At 64.3% G+C, this 15,771-nt stretch carries 15 protein-coding genes, 1 tRNA gene and 1 pseudogene; 7 read left to right on the top strand and 10 right to left on the bottom strand.

Going from position 1 to position 15,771, the window contains the following annotated elements; all coding sequences use genetic code 11:
* Nucleotides 1-99: 99 nt before the first annotated feature.
* From rplT to IPG63_14040, 5 genes and pseudogenes are all read right to left on the bottom strand, one after another.
* Entirely contained in the window at nucleotides 100-459 is a 360-nt protein-coding gene (rplT, locus tag IPG63_14060) for a 50S ribosomal protein L20 (GenBank protein ID MBK6728352.1), read from the bottom strand.
* 16 nt (nucleotides 460-475) lie between these two features.
* On the bottom strand, nucleotides 476-679 hold the full coding sequence (rpmI, locus tag IPG63_14055; GenBank protein ID MBK6728351.1) for a 50S ribosomal protein L35: 204 nt from the start codon (nucleotides 677-679) through the stop codon (nucleotides 476-478).
* A 110-nt stretch (nucleotides 680-789) separates the two neighbouring features.
* Complete coding sequence (gene infC, locus IPG63_14050) at nucleotides 790-1,308, bottom strand: translation initiation factor IF-3 (protein MBK6728350.1); 519 nt, start codon at nucleotides 1,306-1,308, stop codon at nucleotides 790-792.
* A gap of 46 nt (nucleotides 1,309-1,354) precedes the next feature.
* Nucleotides 1,355-3,258 (bottom strand): annotated as a pseudogene (thrS, locus tag IPG63_14045) (threonine--tRNA ligase).
* A 168-nt stretch (nucleotides 3,259-3,426) separates the two neighbouring features.
* Nucleotides 3,427-3,501 (bottom strand) — tRNA-Val (locus tag IPG63_14040).
* A gap of 107 nt (nucleotides 3,502-3,608) precedes the next feature.
* Here IPG63_14040 and IPG63_14035 point away from each other — a divergent pair.
* The 5 genes from IPG63_14035 to IPG63_14015 are packed head-to-tail and all read left to right on the top strand — an operon-like array spanning nucleotide 3,609 to nucleotide 8,277.
* The gene (locus IPG63_14035) at nucleotides 3,609-4,241 is read left to right on the top strand and encodes a CDP-alcohol phosphatidyltransferase family protein (GenBank protein ID MBK6728349.1); all 633 of its coding nucleotides are present in this window, start codon (nucleotides 3,609-3,611) and stop codon (nucleotides 4,239-4,241) included.
* Complete coding sequence (locus IPG63_14030; protein ID MBK6728348.1) at nucleotides 4,238-4,870, top strand: 1-acyl-sn-glycerol-3-phosphate acyltransferase; 633 nt, start codon at nucleotides 4,238-4,240, stop codon at nucleotides 4,868-4,870. The genes IPG63_14035 and IPG63_14030 overlap by 4 nt, the downstream gene beginning before the upstream one ends.
* On the top strand, nucleotides 4,867-5,814 hold the full coding sequence (locus tag IPG63_14025; GenBank protein MBK6728347.1) for a phosphatidate cytidylyltransferase: 948 nt from the start codon (nucleotides 4,867-4,869) through the stop codon (nucleotides 5,812-5,814). The genes IPG63_14030 and IPG63_14025 overlap by 4 nt, the downstream gene beginning before the upstream one ends.
* Nucleotides 5,815-5,867: 53 nt before the next feature.
* The gene (locus tag IPG63_14020; GenBank protein ID MBK6728346.1) at nucleotides 5,868-7,283 is read left to right on the top strand and encodes an MBOAT family protein; all 1,416 of its coding nucleotides are present in this window, start codon (nucleotides 5,868-5,870) and stop codon (nucleotides 7,281-7,283) included.
* A 1-nt stretch (nucleotide 7,284) separates the two neighbouring features.
* Nucleotides 7,285-8,277: a hypothetical protein gene (locus IPG63_14015; GenBank protein MBK6728345.1), complete on the top strand. Its 993-nt coding sequence runs from the start codon at nucleotides 7,285-7,287 to the stop codon at nucleotides 8,275-8,277.
* Between the two features lie 27 nt (nucleotides 8,278-8,304).
* Here the strand turns inward: IPG63_14015 and IPG63_14010 are convergent, their stop codons facing one another.
* The 4 genes from IPG63_14010 to IPG63_13995 form a co-directional block, all read right to left on the bottom strand.
* Nucleotides 8,305-9,147 (bottom strand): nucleotidyl transferase AbiEii/AbiGii toxin family protein, encoded by an 843-nt coding sequence (locus IPG63_14010; GenBank protein ID MBK6728344.1) that lies wholly within the window; start codon nucleotides 9,145-9,147, stop codon nucleotides 8,305-8,307.
* Nucleotides 9,140-9,793, bottom strand: coding sequence for a hypothetical protein (locus IPG63_14005; protein MBK6728343.1), 654 nt, complete (start codon nucleotides 9,791-9,793; stop codon nucleotides 9,140-9,142). The genes IPG63_14010 and IPG63_14005 overlap by 8 nt, the downstream gene beginning before the upstream one ends.
* A 212-nt stretch (nucleotides 9,794-10,005) precedes the next feature.
* Entirely contained in the window at nucleotides 10,006-10,485 is a 480-nt protein-coding gene (locus IPG63_14000) for a nucleotidyltransferase (protein ID MBK6728342.1), read from the bottom strand.
* The gene (locus IPG63_13995; protein ID MBK6728341.1) at nucleotides 10,442-10,675 is read right to left on the bottom strand and encodes a hypothetical protein; all 234 of its coding nucleotides are present in this window, start codon (nucleotides 10,673-10,675) and stop codon (nucleotides 10,442-10,444) included. Before IPG63_13995 ends, IPG63_14000 begins: the two co-directional genes overlap by 44 nt.
* Before the next feature lie 259 nt (nucleotides 10,676-10,934).
* Between IPG63_13995 and tnpA the strand changes: the two genes are divergently transcribed.
* Complete coding sequence (gene tnpA / locus IPG63_13990; protein MBK6728340.1) at nucleotides 10,935-11,387, top strand: IS200/IS605 family transposase; 453 nt, start codon at nucleotides 10,935-10,937, stop codon at nucleotides 11,385-11,387.
* Between the two features lie 156 nt (nucleotides 11,388-11,543).
* Here the strand turns inward: tnpA and htpG are convergent, their stop codons facing one another.
* A complete protein-coding gene (gene htpG, locus IPG63_13985) occupies nucleotides 11,544-13,445 on the bottom strand; it encodes a molecular chaperone HtpG (GenBank protein MBK6728339.1) in 1,902 nt (633 codons plus the stop codon).
* 143 nt (nucleotides 13,446-13,588) lie between these two features.
* Here htpG and IPG63_13980 point away from each other — a divergent pair, with 143 nt between their 5' ends.
* On the top strand, nucleotides 13,589-15,769 hold the full coding sequence (locus IPG63_13980) for a glycoside hydrolase family 44 protein (GenBank protein ID MBK6728338.1): 2,181 nt from the start codon (nucleotides 13,589-13,591) through the stop codon (nucleotides 15,767-15,769).
* Nucleotides 15,770-15,771 lie beyond the last annotated feature (2 nt).

Raw genomic sequence — 15,771 nt, 5'->3', positions numbered from 1 at the left:
CTGGCGCCTCATTTCTTCGGCGCAAAAAAAACGTGGGGAAGAGCCCAAGCCCTTCCCCACGCGTGTACTGCATTGGCCAGGCGAACCCGGCATTGAAGCTTACGCGGCGAGAGCGGTCTTGGCCTTCGTTGCGAGCACTTCAAACGCCTTCAGGTCGTGCACGGCGAGATCAGCCAGCGCCTTGCGATCGAGCGTGATCCCCGCCTTGAGCAGACCGTTCATGAAACGGCTGTAGCTCAGGTCGAACATGCGCGCAGCGGCATTGATGCGTACGATCCACAAGCCACGGAACTGGCGCTTGCGCTGCTTGCGACCGATGTAGGCGTACTGGGCAGCCTTGGTAACGGCCTGCTTGGCCACACGCAACACCTTGCGGCGTGCGTTGTAGTAGCCCTTGGCCTGGGAAAGGATTTTCTTGTGACGTGCGCGGGCGGTTACACCACGTTTGACTCGTGCCATGGTCTATACCTCCGGCTTACAAGTAGGGAACCATGCGGGCGACGCGACCTGCGTCCTCCGCACGAACATGATTGGTGCCACGAAGGTTGCGCTTCCGCTTGGTCGACTTCTTGGTCAGGATGTGGCTCTTGAACGCATGCCCGGCCTTGAACTTGCCGGATGCGGTCTTCCGGAATCGCTTGGCAGCGGCCCGGTTGGTCTTGATTTTGGTTTTTGCCATGACACTTCCTATGAGTGTTGTTTGACTGTACCGAGCGGTGGCCGCGGCCACGCTTTCCGTCCTGCTCGATGCGGCTTGTGCGGATTTCCCGTCCGCGATCCTACGACGCCTTACTTGCGCTTCGGCGCCACCATCATGACCATCTGGCGGCCCTCCAAACGGGGCCATTGCTCGATCGTCACTTCTTCCTTCAGGTCCTCCTCCAGTCGCTTGGCCATGGCGATACCGAGTTCGGTATGCGCCATCTCGCGGCCGCGGAAGCGGATGTTGATCTTGACTTTGTCGCCTTCCGAGATGAAACGGCGCAGGTTGCGCAGCTTGATGTCGTAGTCGCCATCGTCGGTGGTCGGGCGGAACTTGAGTTCCTTGATCTCGACCACTTTCTGCTTCTTGCGGGCGGCGTGCGCCTTCTTCTGTTCTTCGAACCGGAACTTGCCGAAATCCATGATGCGGCACACCGGCGGGTCGGCGTTCGGAACGATCTCGACCAGATCGAGTTCCAGATCCATCGCCATGCGCAGGGCTTCGTCGCGACCGACGACGCCGACCTGCTCCCCATCCGCGCCGATCAGGCGCACACGCGGAACACGAATTTCGTTGTTCCGCCGGTTCAATTTTTCAGTGCTGATACCGCTACCTCCGCCAAGCCCTGTCTGCTGAAACACCGAGCCAGGCTCAGTGCTTCTCCGTTTCCGATCGCAACCGTGCAATGAACTGATCGAGCGTCATCACGCCCAGATCTTCCCCGTTCAATGCGCGCACCGCCACCTGGCCATTGTCGCGCTCGCGGTCACCGACGACGAGCAGATACGGCACCTTCTGCAGCGTGTGCTCGCGGATCTTATAGCCGATCTTGTCGCCGCGCAAATCGGCCTTGACCCGGAAGCCTTGATTTACAAGGGTTTCGCCGACCGCGTCCACGTACTCGGCCTGGCCCTCGGTAATGTTCATGACCACCGCCTGCACCGGGGCCAGCCAGGGCGGCAGGATTCCGGCGTGGTGTTCGATCAGGATGCCAATGAAGCGCTCCATCGAGCCGACGATGGCCCGGTGCAGCATCACCGGGGTCTTGCGGGCGGATTCCTCGGTCACGTATTCGGCGCCGAGGCGGCCGGGCATGAAGAAGTCGACCTGCATCGTGCCGACCTGCCAGCCGCGGCCAATCGAGTCGCGGAAGTGGTACTCGATTTTCGGGCCGTAGAACGCACCCTCGCCCGGCAGTTCCTGCCATTCGACGTCGCAGGAGCGCAGCGCCGAGCGCAGGGCGTCTTCGGCCTTGTCCCAGGCGGCGTCGTCACCGATGCGTTTTTCCGGTCGCAGCGCGATCTTGAGCGCAATCTCGGTGAAGCCGAAGTCGGCATAGACCTTCATCGCCTGGCGGTGGAATGCGGTCACTTCCGGCTCGATCTGCGCTTCGGTACAGAAGATGTGGCCGTCGTCCTGAGTGAAGCCGCGCACGCGCATGATGCCGTGCAGCGCGCCCGAGGGCTCGTTGCGATGGCAGGCGCCAAATTCGCCATAGCGGATCGGCAGTTCGCGATAGCTATGCAGGCCATGATTGAAGATCTGCACGTGACCCGGACAGTTCATCGGCTTGACCGCGTAGTCGCGGTTCTCCGAATGCGTCGTGAACATGTTGTCGCGGTAGTTCTCCCAGTGCCCGGTCTTCTCCCACAGCGACTTGTCGAGGATCTGCGGGCAACGCACTTCCTGGTAGCCGTTGTCGCGGTAAACCTTGCGCATGTACTGCTCGACCACCTGCCACACCTGCCAGCCCTTCGGGTGCCAGAACACCAGGCCCGGGGCCTCTTCCTGCATGTGGAACAGATCGAGCTGGCGGCCGAGCCTGCGGTGGTCGCGCTTCTCGGCTTCCTCCAGCTGGAACAGATGCGCCTTGAGGTCCTTGTCGTTCAGCCAGGCGGTGCCGTACACGCGCTGCAGCATCTCGTTGTTCGCGTCGGCGCGCCAATAGGCCCCGGAGATCTTCATCAGCTTGAAAGCGCGCAGCTTCGAGGTATTCGGCACGTGTGGACCACGACACAGGTCGATGAACTCGCCCTGCGCGTACAGCGACAGATCCTCGTTCGCCGGGATGCTCGCAATGATCTCGGCCTTGAGTGCTCGTTCTTGTTCTTGAAGAAGGCCACTGCCTCGTCGCGAGGCATCAGCGAGCGCACCACCGGCAGACCTTCCGCGACGATCCGCGTCATCTCGGCCTCGATCGTGGCAAGGTCATCGGGCGTGAACGGCGTCTTGCGCGCGAAGTCGTAGTAGAAGCCGTTCTCGATCACCGGACCGATCGTGACCTGGGTATCCGGGAACAGCCGCTGCGTCGCCTGCGCAAGCAAATGTGCGGTCGAGTGGCGCAGCACTTCCAGCGCATCCGGGTGCTTGTCGGTGACGATCTCGAGTGCAGCGTCGGCGCCAAGCGGATGACTCAGGTCGACGAGCTTGCCGTCGACCTTGCCAGCCAGTGCCGCCTTGGCCAGTCCGGGGCCAATGCTTGCGGCAACTTCGCCGATCGTCGTGCTCGGCGCATATTCGCGCTTCGCACCATCCGGCAGCGTGATCGTGATCATCGGGTCGTTCCTTGCAGAAATAGAAAAGGGCGCAGAAAGCGCCCTTCGTCATTCGGAGCCAGTCTGCGGATTCGCTAGAGGTGGTTACCGGTTCGCGTCATCGTGATCGTGTTCGTTGGAACTACGGCTCTCGGAGTTGGACTTTGCGGAAAATTCGCTTTCGCGAATTGGTGGGCGCATCAGGGATCGAACCTGAGACCCCTACCATGTCAAGGTAGTGCTCTACCGCTGAGCTATGCGCCCGCAAGGGCCGCGAACTTTACCCAAAGACGCTGCGCGACACAAGCGGCTTGGCGATCGGCGGGCCGACCCGCCACGCTGCTGTCGGTCGCGCTCCGAGGAGAGTCTGCATGTCGATCTACGCACTGAAACCGGCCTTCCAGAACCTGCTGCGGCCGCTGGTGCGGCAACTGCACGCCGCCGGGGTCACCGCGAATCAGGTCACCAGTATCGCGACGCTGGCTTCGGTCGGAGTCGGCGCCTTGCTCTGGTGGCAGGCTGCCGGCGACCGCCGCCTGTTCCTGCTGCTGCCGCTGTGGATGTTCCTGCGCATGGCGCTGAACGCGATCGACGGCATGCTGGCACGCGAGTTCGGCCAGAAATCGCGGCTCGGCGCGATGCTCAACGAGTTGGGAGACGTGGTCTCGGATGCCGCGCTGTACGCGCCGCTCGCGCTGGTCGCGCCTTTCCAGCCGGTCTCAGTCGCAGTGGTCATCGTGCTCGCCACGATCAGCGAATTCGCCGGTGCACTGGGCCCGAGCATCGGTGCCCAGCGCCGTTACGACGGCCCGATGGGCAAGAGCGACCGCGCCGCGATATTCGGCGCGCTCGGTCTGTGGATCGGCGTCGGCGCACCGCTTCCGGAATTCTTGCACTGGCTGATGCCATTGATCGCCGCCGCCATTGCCTGGACCATCGTGCGCCGTGTCCGCAATGCAATGCGCAGTATCCCGCCTGCAGCCAACCGCGATTCGCAGACATGATCGAACGCCTCGTGGCCTGGATGATCCTGACCTTCGCGCGCCTGCTCACCGGCGTGCAGGCGTTCTGGCGTGGCTGCCAGCCCTCCGCAGAACAACGCATCTACTTCAGCAACCATGCCAGCCATGGCGACTTCGTGCTGATTTGGGCGACCTTGCCCTCGACTCTGCGCCGGCTGGTGCGCCCGATCGCCGGTGCCGACTACTGGAACCGCAGTGCCCTGCGTCGCTTCATCGCTGGTCGTGTGTTCCGCGCCGTGCTGATCGATCGCACTCAGAGCGAGGGCGCACCCGACCCGGTGCAGCAGATGCTCGACGCACTCGTCCACGGCGACTCGCTGATCATGTTCCCGGAAGGCACGCGCAACACCAGCGACGCCGTGCTGCTGCCGTTCAAGAGCGGCCTGTTCCACCTCGCCAGCGGCCACCCGCGCGCGAAACTGATCCCGGTCTGGATCAACAACCTCAACCGGGTGATGCCGAAGGGTGAGCTTCTGCCGGTGCCGCTGATCTGCACCGTCAGTTACGGCGCACCGCTCGAACGCATCGAAGGCGAGTCCAAGGCGGAGTTCCTGGAGCGCGCGCGCGCCGCGATGCTGTCCCTGCGCCCCGACGATGGAGAGCACGCATGAGGGCATGGATGCAGGACCCGGTGCTGCAGCTGTTCGCGGGTGCATTGCTGGTGCTGGCGCTGGCGACCACGATCGGCTCGATCCTTTCCCTCCGCATCGCCAAGGGCAAACCGCATGCGGTGCTCGACAACCTCAACAGCCGCATCTTCGCGTGGTGGTGGATGGTCGGCCTGCTCGGCGCGTCCTTTGCCTGCGGCAAGACGGGCGTGATCGCGCTGTTCGCGGCCTTGTCTTTCTTCGCGCTGCGCGAATTCATCACCCTCGCTTACACCCGCCGCGGCGACCACATCGCACTCGCGGTGAGCTTCTTCATCGCGTTGCCGACCCAATACGCGCTGATCTGGATCGACTGGTATGGCCTGTATTCGATCCTGATCCCGGTCTACGCGTTCCTGCTGTTGCCGATCCTGGCTGCGGTCTCCGCCGACACCACGCGTTTCCTCGAACGTGCGGCCAAGGTGCAGTGGGGGCTGATGATCTGCGTGTATTGCCTGTCGCATCTGCCAGCGCTGGCGACGCTCGAGGTGCGCGGCCAACCCGGCAGCGAGCTGCTGCTGATCGCGTGGCTAGTGATCGTCGTGCAGGGCAGTGATGTGCTGCAGTACATCTGGGGCAAGCTCACTGGCCGGCACAAGGTCGCGCCGACCTTGTCACCCTCGAAGACCTGGGAAGGCCTGCTCGGCGGCATTGCCAGCGCGACCGCGCTCGGCGCCAGCCTGCACGGCTTCACCGCGTTCAGCGCACTCGAAGCGGCCGCGATCGCATTCACCGTCTGCGTGATGGGCTTCTTCGGCGGGCTGGTCATGTCGGCGATCAAGCGCGACCGCGGTGTGAAGGACTGGGGCCACATGATCGAGGGCCATGGCGGCGTGCTCGACCGCATCGACTCCCTGGTGTTCGCGGCTCCGGTTTATTTCCACGTGATCCGCTACTGGTGGACCTGAGGCGCTGAGCAGCCGCCCCCCTCTATACTGCGCGGCCGCCAGCCTCGCCGCCCATGACCTTCGATTCGCTCACCTTCGTCGGGTTCTTCATCGCCGTGGTGGCGTTGTTCAACCTGCCGGGTCTGTCGTGGTCGCTGCGCAAGAACCTCCTGCTCGGCGCCAGTTTCGTTTTCTACGGCGCCTGGAACCCGCCTTTCCTGCTGCTGCTGATCGGCTCGGCGACGATGGACTGGTGGTTGGCCCTGCGCATGGCCGACGCCGGCAAGGGCATACGCAAGCCGTGGCTGGTGGCATCGCTGATCGCGAACCTCGGCCTGCTCGGCTTCTTCAAGTACGGCGATTTCCTGCGCAACAACACCCAGTCGCTGCTCGCGCTCGCCGGCATCGACTGGCAACCGGCCGGCTTCGACATCCTGCTGCCGGTCGGCATTTCGTTCTACACGTTCCAGTCGCTGAGTTATTGCATCGATGTCTATCGCGGCGAGGTGCGCGCGCAACGCTCGCTGCGTGATTACTTGCTGTTCGTCGGCTTCTTCCCGCAGCTGGTCGCCGGCCCGATCGTGCGTTACCACGACTTCAGCGCGCAATTGCACACGCCGCGGCGGACCACCTCGGAAGGCTTCACGCTCGGTCTGTCGCTGCTGCTGCTCGGTCTGTTCGAAAAAGTCGTGCTTGCCGATTCGGTGTTCGCGCCGGTGGTCGATCCGGTGTTCCAGGCCGGCGCCAGCATCGACACCGCCGCTGCCTGGACCGGCACGATCGCGTTCGCCGGCCAGATCTTCTGCGACTTCGCCGGATATTCGACGTGTGCGATCGGCTGCGCCGCGATGCTCGGCTTCTGGCTGCCGGACAATTTCCGCGCGCCCTATGCCGCTGTGGGTTTCTCGGATTTCTGGCGACGCTGGCATGTGTCGCTGTCGACCTGGCTGCGCGATTACCTGTACGTGTCGCTCGGCGGCAATCGTGGATCGCGGCTGTTCACGCTGCGCAACCTGATGCTGACCATGCTGCTCGGCGGTCTATGGCATGGCGCGGCCTGGACCTTCGTCGCCTGGGGCGCCTTCCACGGCCTGGTGCTGGTCGGCGAGCGCCTGTCACGGCCGTTGCTCGAACGCGCCGGCACGATGCTGGGTGGCTTTGGCACCCTGCTCGGTGGGCTCATCACCTTGCTCGGCGTGTTGATCGCCTGGGTCTGGTTTCGCGCACCGGACTTCGCACACGCGGCGAAGATCCATCAGGCGATGTTCGTCGTCACCGACAGCTCAGCCGCGCTGAGCGCGGACGCGAAGATCGCGCTGATCGTGTTCGGCCTGCTCTGGCTGATGCATTGGCTGCTGCGCCATCACGACCTGCGTCGCTGGCTGCGCCAGCGCGATGCGCTTTCGCTCGCCGTGATCTGGGCGATACTCGCGGTCGCGATCGTGCTCTCGCCCGGCGTCTCGCGCGCCTTCATCTACTTCCAGTTCTGACATGCGCCGCGCCCTCACCGCCCTCGCCATCGCCCTCGTGCTCGCCGGTTCGGCGCTGGTCGCGGTCGAGCAGCATTGGCGCGGGCGTGGCTACACGCCGATCATCGTTGACGCCCCCGACCTGTGGTCGCTGCAGCGCGCGAAGGCGTCGTCGGCCGATCGCGCGATCGTGTTCCTTGGTGCGTCACGCACGCTGTATGCGATCGATCGCGCGACCGTGCGTGAGCGTCTGCCTGGTTTGGAGCCGGTGATGCTGGCGATGGATGGCCGCTACCCGCTCGCGACCCTGCGCGACCTCGCCGCCGACGAAGCCTTTCGCGGCATCGTGGTCTGCGATATCGACGGGGCCGGATTCGCGCAGCCAAGTCTCGAGATGCAGCGACCGGAAGTCGATTACTACCACCGTGAGTTCTCGCCCAGTCGCGCCGGGCATCGGATGTTGCTCAATCACTGGCAATTGAACGCCGTGATCGCGCGCAGCGATTTCAGTCTGCTGCGCACGGTCGTACGGTTCTGGAAGGGCGAAGGCGAGCCATTCCATCCCTACCAGTGGTTCGATCGCCGCCGCTTCGGACACATCGACTACGACCGCGGCGACCGCGACTGGCAGAAGCGCGCATTGCAGGAAAACCTCGATCGCCACGGCGGCCACCTGCCGCGGATCGCGTTTGCCGAGTGGTGGCCACAAGTGCAGGCGAGCCACGCCTGGGTGAGCGCGATCCAGGCCCGCGGTGGCGAAGTGATCTTCTATGCCTCGCCCACCAGCGGCCTGCGCCGCTGGGCCGAAGAAGACTGGTTCCCGCGCGCCGACTACTGGGACCGTATGGTCGCCGCAACACCGGCGAAAACCCTGCACGCCCTCGACGTGCCCGCGCTGCGCGACTTCCCGCTGCCGGACGAATCGCACATCGATTACCGCCAGAAACCGGCGTACACCAAGGCGTTGATCGATGCATTGCTCAAACGTGGATTGCTTGCGCCCGGCGGCAGGTGAGGCCACGCCCGGACCGGTTGGCGACGATCAACCCAACTTGCCGACTTTTGCGGAGAACAAGCCGGCGCTCCAAAGACGCAGGCTGTGCTGTTGCGCCGGGGCCAGAAAGCGCCGGACGTCTTCCGCTGCCGCCCGCCAATCGATGCTTGCGAGCTTGTGCCGCAACGTCGCCTGCAGCCACGCGACATCGACGACGAGTGGCTGATCCCGCCACGGTCCTTGCTGCAGCAAAGCGGCTTGCAGCAACGGCAGATTCGGTTGCACGTCTTGCGCGACGTACCAGCCGAAGTCGAACCAGTCGCGCCCTTTCAGATACGGACGACACAGCAAGGCGTGAATCTTCAACGCGAAGTTGCTGGCGAGGTCCTGATGGCAGACTTCGTGATCGAGCGGAAAATCGAGATACGTGTATGCGAAGCCGGAGCCCGCTGGCGGATTCACGTCGATCTCGAGCTTGATCCGCAGCTTCTTGTCGGTGGGCCCATGCACGAATTCAAGATTCAGCTGCTGGCTGATCGAGTCACCCTTGAGCACGGCGGTGCGCACCGCGCTGTCCATGCGGCTCTTGTCGAGCAATTCGCTGCGCAATCCAAACTCGGTCAGCACCGCCGTCATCGGCTCGAGATAGCGCTGCCAGTCGAAGCCAGGATTCGGCGTCTTCAGGATGAAGTCGAGGCCCTCGGAGAAGCGCGGCAGACGCTGCAGGATGCGCAGGCTGGTGCCACCCTGGAACGCAGCGACATCGAAGAAGTCGGCGCGCCACAGTGCATACAGCCCGACTTCCTGCAGGATTTCCTTCAGCGCATGTTCCTGCTCGAGCGCATTGCCGACGCGGTAGCGATCGAGTCGTTGCTGGAGGATCTCAATCATCGCCGAGTGCTCGCGACAGTGCCTTCAGGAATGCCTGGACGCGTCGTTGACGATAGACCTGACGCAGCGCGCGCAGTTCGTCGCCGGTCACGCTGCGCAGCGCGTCGGCATCGATGCGCAGTCCTTCGATCAACCAGGCGATGCCTTGCCAGGCCTGTTTGCGCAGACAGACGAGATCCATCAACGCGCGTAGCGGACGCGCCACGAGCGCGCACTGTCCGCTCAATTCGACGCGCTCGACCAGCAACAGGAATCCACTCGGTTCGATCGCCAGCGGATGGAACGAATAGCTGCCGAACCCTGCCGGCTGGTACGTCGCAGACTTGCTTCCGGAGGTGACGCTCGCGACGCTGCGCACCGCTTCCGGAATCCAGCCGTGATACGCGAGCGCGGTCTCGAACGACACATAGCTGCCCGCCTCGAACCCCTGCGCCAACACAAACGGATGCGCCGCCCGCCGCTGCAACGCATGGCCGAGCACATAGCGCCCGCGCCGCAGCCGCACCAACTCGCCCGCCGCCGCCGCGCGATTGACGAGGTGATAGCGCCGCTGATCACTCCCCGAAACCAAGCGCCGCAACTGCCCCTCCGAAATCACGCGCTCGGACCAGCCTGCTTCGATGATTCCTTCAGTCAAGGTCTGCATCGCCCACTCCCAGCAACAAATTACTGAATCTTCCACTACATGGAAGATTAGCTACGAGATTTGCTCACGTCAAAGCAGAAACTGGCGCTTTTCGCCATGTTTGGCGCATATCCGCCACCAAGCAGCGCGCCCGTTCGACTCGGTTGCAGGCGGGATCAAAGCGCGTAGCGCTGGCCTTCAACAGCGGAGCTGGCCAGCCGAAGAGTGCTGCGTCAGTCGCCTTGGCGATCGCGAAGCGCGCGCAGTTCCAGCGCCACCATCCGGTCCTTGGGTCGGGCCAGCGTCTCCTTGGCGCGGATCAGGTCGGCCACCGAGATCACCCGCACCTGTTGCCCAAACAGTTCAACTGCCACGGCATGCTCGCGCACCGCTTCGAATCCGCCCACACCGGTGATTGATCCGAGCACGTCGAGCGGACCGAGGTCGGTCTGCAGATAGAGATGGTTCATCACGACGCCAGGCGCAGGATGGTCCAGAAAGGACCAACGTTCCGGACTCATGCGATAGACCGGATGCAGATCCGCGAACGCACGTCGGAGCTTCTCGATATTTTCCTCGGAAACCACGGCGCAGACATCGAGGTCGCGCGTGAGCATGCTGGAGCCGTGCAGCGTCGCCGCGAAGCCGCCGACAATGACAAAGTCGAACTCAGCGGCGATCAGACGTTGCAGCAGTCGATTCAGTTCGTTCACGCAGCTTCCGCCCCGCATCGATCATCGCCAGCGCCAGATTCAGCGCCTCCTGGTGCTGCAGCGCACGCTGCGTCGGCGTCAGCCGCAGATTCTCGCGCCCCAGGCTCAAGTCGATCCCGAACGCCTCAGCCAACGCGACCGCCGACTGTGTCGGACCGAAATCAACGGGCGGCGGCGTGCTGGCTGGCATGGCGACATCATAAGCGCGACGAGCCAAGCGAGCCACTGCGCGCGGCTATCGATTGCCCTCGCGTACCGACTCTCCGCTCTCGCCCCAACGGGGCCATCCCTTCCAGCCCAGGGCAACGCCCTGGGGCCAGAGGGCAACGCCCTGGGGCCAGAGGGCAACGCCCTGGGGCCAGAGGGCAACGCCCTGGGGTCATCGGGCAACGCCCTGGGTGTATCGGGTTAGGATTTGGCCGCACCAACAAGCTGAGCCGACCCCAGTCATGCCGCAGTCACTCGCACGCCTGCACGTCCACCTGATCTTCGCGACCAAACACCGCACGCCGTGGCTGCGTGATGAGGTGCGAGAGTCGCTACACCGCTACATGGCCAGCGTGCTGCACAACGACGGCTGCCCGGCGGAATTGATCAATTCGGTCGAAGACCACGTGCACCTGCTCATCCTGCTCGGCCGAACCTGCTCGATCAGCCACGCTGTCGAGCAGGTCAAGAGGGCATCGTCGAAGTGGATCAAGACACAGGGCATCGACTACACCGAATTCGCGTGGCAAGCCGGCTACGGCGCATTCGCGGTTTCGGAGTCGCAGACCGAACCGGTGCGACGGTACATCGCCAACCAGCGCGAACATCACCGCAAGCAGCCGTTCGAGGATGAGTACCGCGCGTTCCTGAAACGCAATCGGGTTCCGTTCGATGAACGATTTGTCTGGGATTGAATTGCCCTGTGACCCATGACCCCAGGGCTTTGCCCTGTGAACCCAGGGCCCCCAGGGCGTTGCCCTGGGCTGGATTGAATGGCCCCGTTGGGGCGAAACAGCAGAGCGAAGTGACACCCGCCGCGTAATGCGTGCGGCGGGGCGTTGTCTGCTGGGTTATTGCGCGATCAGCGCGTTCATGCGTTTGACGAAGCCGGCGGGGTCTTCGAGGGCTGCGCCTTCGAGTAGCTGGGCCTGTTCGAGGAGCAGCGTCGCGAGTTCGCGGGCGAGGTCTTCATCCGACTCGTTTGCGGCACGTTGAACCAATGCGTGTTGCGGGTTCACTTCGAGTGCGGGTGCGGTGTCGGGCATGTCCTGGCCTGCAGCTTTCAGCATGCGCTTGAGGTGCGGGGCCATGTCGTATTCGTCGACGACGACGCATGAGGCCGATTCGGTCAGGCGCTTGCTGGCGCGCACGTCCTTGACCTTGGCGCCGAGCAGGGTCTTGATGCGCTCGACCACCGGCTTCGCCGCCTCGTCGGCCTTCTGCTGCTCGGCTTCGTCGACCTTGCCGAGTGCGGACAAGTCGAGTTCGCCCTTGGCGACATTGCGCAGCTTCTTGCCGGCGTATTCATGCAGGTAACCCATCATCCACTCGTCGATACGCTCGCCCATCAGCAGCACTTCCACGCCACGTGCCTTCAAGGCCTCGATCTGCGGACTGCCGTTGGCGGCGCTGAAGCTGTCGGCGGTGATGTAGTAGATGGTGTCCTGGCCTTCGACCATGCGCGCCAGGTAGTCGTCGAGCGACACCTTCGCCGCACTGCCCTCGCCCTTGGTCGAGGCGAAGCGCAGCAGCTTGGCGATGCGCTCGCGGTTGCCGTGGTCCTCGGCCACGCCTTCCTTGAGCAGAGCACCGAAGTTGCCCCAGAAGGTCGCGAACTTTTCCGGCTGGTCGGTGGCGAGCGAATCCAGCAGGTCGAGCGCGCGCTTGGTCAGGCCGGCGCGGATCTGCGCGACCAGCTTGTTCTCCTGCAGGATTTCGCGCGACACGTTCAGCGGCAGATCGTCCGAGTCGATCACGCCGCGCACGAAGCGCAGGTAGGCCGGCAGCAGGTGTTCGCTGGCGTCCATGATGAACACGCGGCGGATGTAGAGCTTCAGGCCCTTGCGTTCGTCGCGGCCGGAGAAGGCCAGGTCGAACGGCGCCTGGGTCGGCAGGTACAGCAGACTGGTGTAGCTCTGGTTGCCCTCGACACGGTTGTGCGTCCACGCCAGCGGCTCGTCATAGGCATGCGCGGCGTGCTTGTAGAACGCCGTGTAGTCCTCGTCCTTGAGTTCACTCTTGGGCCGCGTCCACAGCGCCGACGCGTGGTTGATCGTCTCGATTTCGGCCTCCGTGGCCTCGCCCTCTTCGCCGAACTTTTCCTTGAGCATGCGGATCGGGAATGCGATGTGGTCGGAGTACTTGCCGACCAGGGAACGCAGCTTCCAGCTGTCGAGGAACTCGTCTTCCTCCGGCTTCAGGTGCAGCGTGATCGTCGTGCCGCGACGCGCTTCGGTCACGGAATCGAGTTCATAGTCGCTGGTGCCGGCCGAGGACCAGCGCACTGCGGCTTCGGCCGGCAAGTCGGCACGTCGAGTCACCAACGTAACCTGGTCGGCGACGACGAAACTCGAATAGAAGCCGACGCCGAACTGGCCGATCAGGGCCATGTCCTTGCGCGAGTCGCCGGTCATCGCGTCGAGGAAACGGCGCGTTCCCGAGCGCGCGATGGTGCCGATGTTCTCGATCACTTCCTCGCGGCTCATGCCGATGCCGTTGTCGCGCAGGGTCAGCGTGCGCGCGGCCTTGTCGAATTCGATTTCGACATGCAGGTCGCTGTCGCCGGCGGCAAGCGCCGGATTCGCGATCGCCTCGAAGCGCAACTTGTCGAGCGCATCGGAGGCGTTCGAGACCAGCTCGCGCAGGAAGATCTCCTTGTGCGAGTAAAGCGAATGGGTGACCAGTTTCAGGACCTGCTCGACTTCGGCTTCGAAGCGGCGGGTTTCGGTGGCGGGGGCGGTTTCGGCGTTCATGGCGAGGCTTCCGGCGATCAATGGAGACCGCTGCCTGTTGGGGGCGGGGTCGCGCGTTTCAAGGCGCTCTCTGCTCTGCGTGACGCGTCACAGCCGAAATTGACGTACTGGCTAGCATCGCCCGCACTTCCGGAGTCCTGATCATGCGCTTTCGCTGCCTTCTGCTGTTGCTCCTGTTGCCGCTGCCAGGCCTCGCGCAGAACCTCGTCTGGTACGCCGACGCGCCGCGCGCCGGGCTGCAGGACTGGAGCTGGACCACGCACAACCTCGCCAACACCAGTCCGGTGCATGCGGGCACGAATTCGATCAGCATGGAGCCGGACAACTGGGGCGGCGTCTATCTGGTCAACCAGACCGAGAAGCATCGCTTCACCGATTACCAGTCACTGACGCTATGGGTGCACGGCGGCAGCACCGGCGGGCAGCAGGTCAGCATCTACCTGACCTATGGCGGTCTCAATGTCGCCGCGTTCGACCTCAACGACTACATCAGCGGCGGCAACGTGGTCGCCAATCAGTGGCGGCAGGTGACCGTGCCCTTCGACGCCACCACAACGCTCACGCACGGCGCCTTCGACGGTCTGTTCGTGATGGACGACACCGGCGGCAACCAGGGCACGTTGTACCTCGACGACCTCCAGTTCAACGCGCGTGGCACGCCGCTCGCTGCCAGCCCGCTGTCGGTGTCGGTGAACCTGTCCGGACCGCGGCGCGCGATTCGCCCCGAGATCTATGGCGTGAACTTCGGCGACGACGCCCAGCACGTCGATCTGCGCTATCCCCTGCGCCGCTCCGGCGGCAACAGCACCACCCGTTACAACTGGCAGTCCGATTCCCACAACACTGCGTTCGACTGGTTCTGGCAGAACATCGCCGACGGCTCCGGCAGCGGACTGCCGGGCAATTCGACCCTGAACGAATTCGTCGCGACCACGCGCGCGAACGGTGGTCAGGCGATCGTGAGCATTCCGACCATCGGCCTCAAGCCGATCGGCGACCGCATCAAGCGCTGGTCGTTCTCGATCGCCAAGTACGGCCCGCAGGACCAGAACGAATGCTCCTACTTCGGCGGCAGTCCACCCGGCTGGTGCAGCGCCGACGCCGGCAACGGCGAGTGCCAGAACGTCGTCAACAACACCGGATATTGCGTCAACGGGCTGATCATCAACAACGACATCGCGGACACTTCGGTGCCGCTGACCAACACCGAGATCGGCAACTGGATCACGCACCTGGCGACGCGCCCGGGCGCAGCGGATGCGGGCGTGGTGCGCTGGTATGCGCTCGACAACGAGCCGATGCTGTGGAACTCGACCCACCGCGACGTGCACCCGGTGCCGCCGACCTACGACGAGGTCTGGACGCGCGGCCGCGATGTCGCGCTCGCGATCAAGCAGGCCGACCCGGCCGCGAAGGTGCTCGGGCCGGTGACCTGGGGCTGGTGCGACCTGTTCAGCTCGGCGGCCGATGCCGCCGGCGGCGTCAGCTGCATCGACGGTCCCGACCGCCAGGCCCATGGCGGCCTGCCCTTCGTCGAGTGGTACGTGAAGCAGGTCTGCGACTACGCCACCGCACACGGCGGCTTGCGTCTGGTCGATGCGCTCGACGTGCACTTCTATCCGCAGGGCAATGTCACCGGCTTGGGCGGCAGTTCGGACTCGGAACTGCCCGCGGACTCGGCGCGGCGCCTGCGCTCGCTGCGCGAGCTGTACGACCCCGCCTATACCTCGGAGTCCTGGGTCGATGACGAGGTGCGGCTGATCCCGCGCCTGCGCGAATGGATCGACGCGCGCTGCCCCGGTCTCGACATCGCCCTCACCGAGTACAAGTGGGGACCGGACGAAGGCCCGAGCGGTGCGCTGGCGCAGGCCGAAGCCCTGGCCATCTTCGGGCGCGAAGGCGTCGATGTGGCCACGCGCTGGGTCGCGCCGGAGACCGGCTCGTTGAGCGAGGACGCCTTCCGCATGTTCCTCGACTACGACGGCGCGAACACGCGCGTGCTCGGCGACAGCATCCCCGCCACCGCGAGCAATGGCACGGAGCTCGGCGCCTACGCCATCGACCAGCCCGGACAGGCGCTGCGCATCGTGCTGATCAACCGCGCCACCGCACCGCGCGACATCAGCATCAACCTCTCCGGCACCATGAGCGGCAACTGGCAGCTGTATCGCTTCGATGCCTTCCAGCGTTTCGCGCAGGCCGGCAATGGCAGCATCAATGGCACCACCCTGACCCTGACCAGCGTCCCCGGCCGCTCCGCCAACCTGTTGGTGCTGCCTGCGTCAACAACGTCCACCGCGGTGTTCGCGGATGGGTTTGAATAGCG

Source organism: Lysobacterales bacterium, from assembly GCA_016703225.1.
Lineage (GTDB): Bacteria > Pseudomonadota > Gammaproteobacteria > Xanthomonadales > Ahniellaceae > JADKHK01.
Note: the sequence above shows the minus strand (reverse complement) of the source record. Positions and strands in the feature narration are given on the sequence as shown.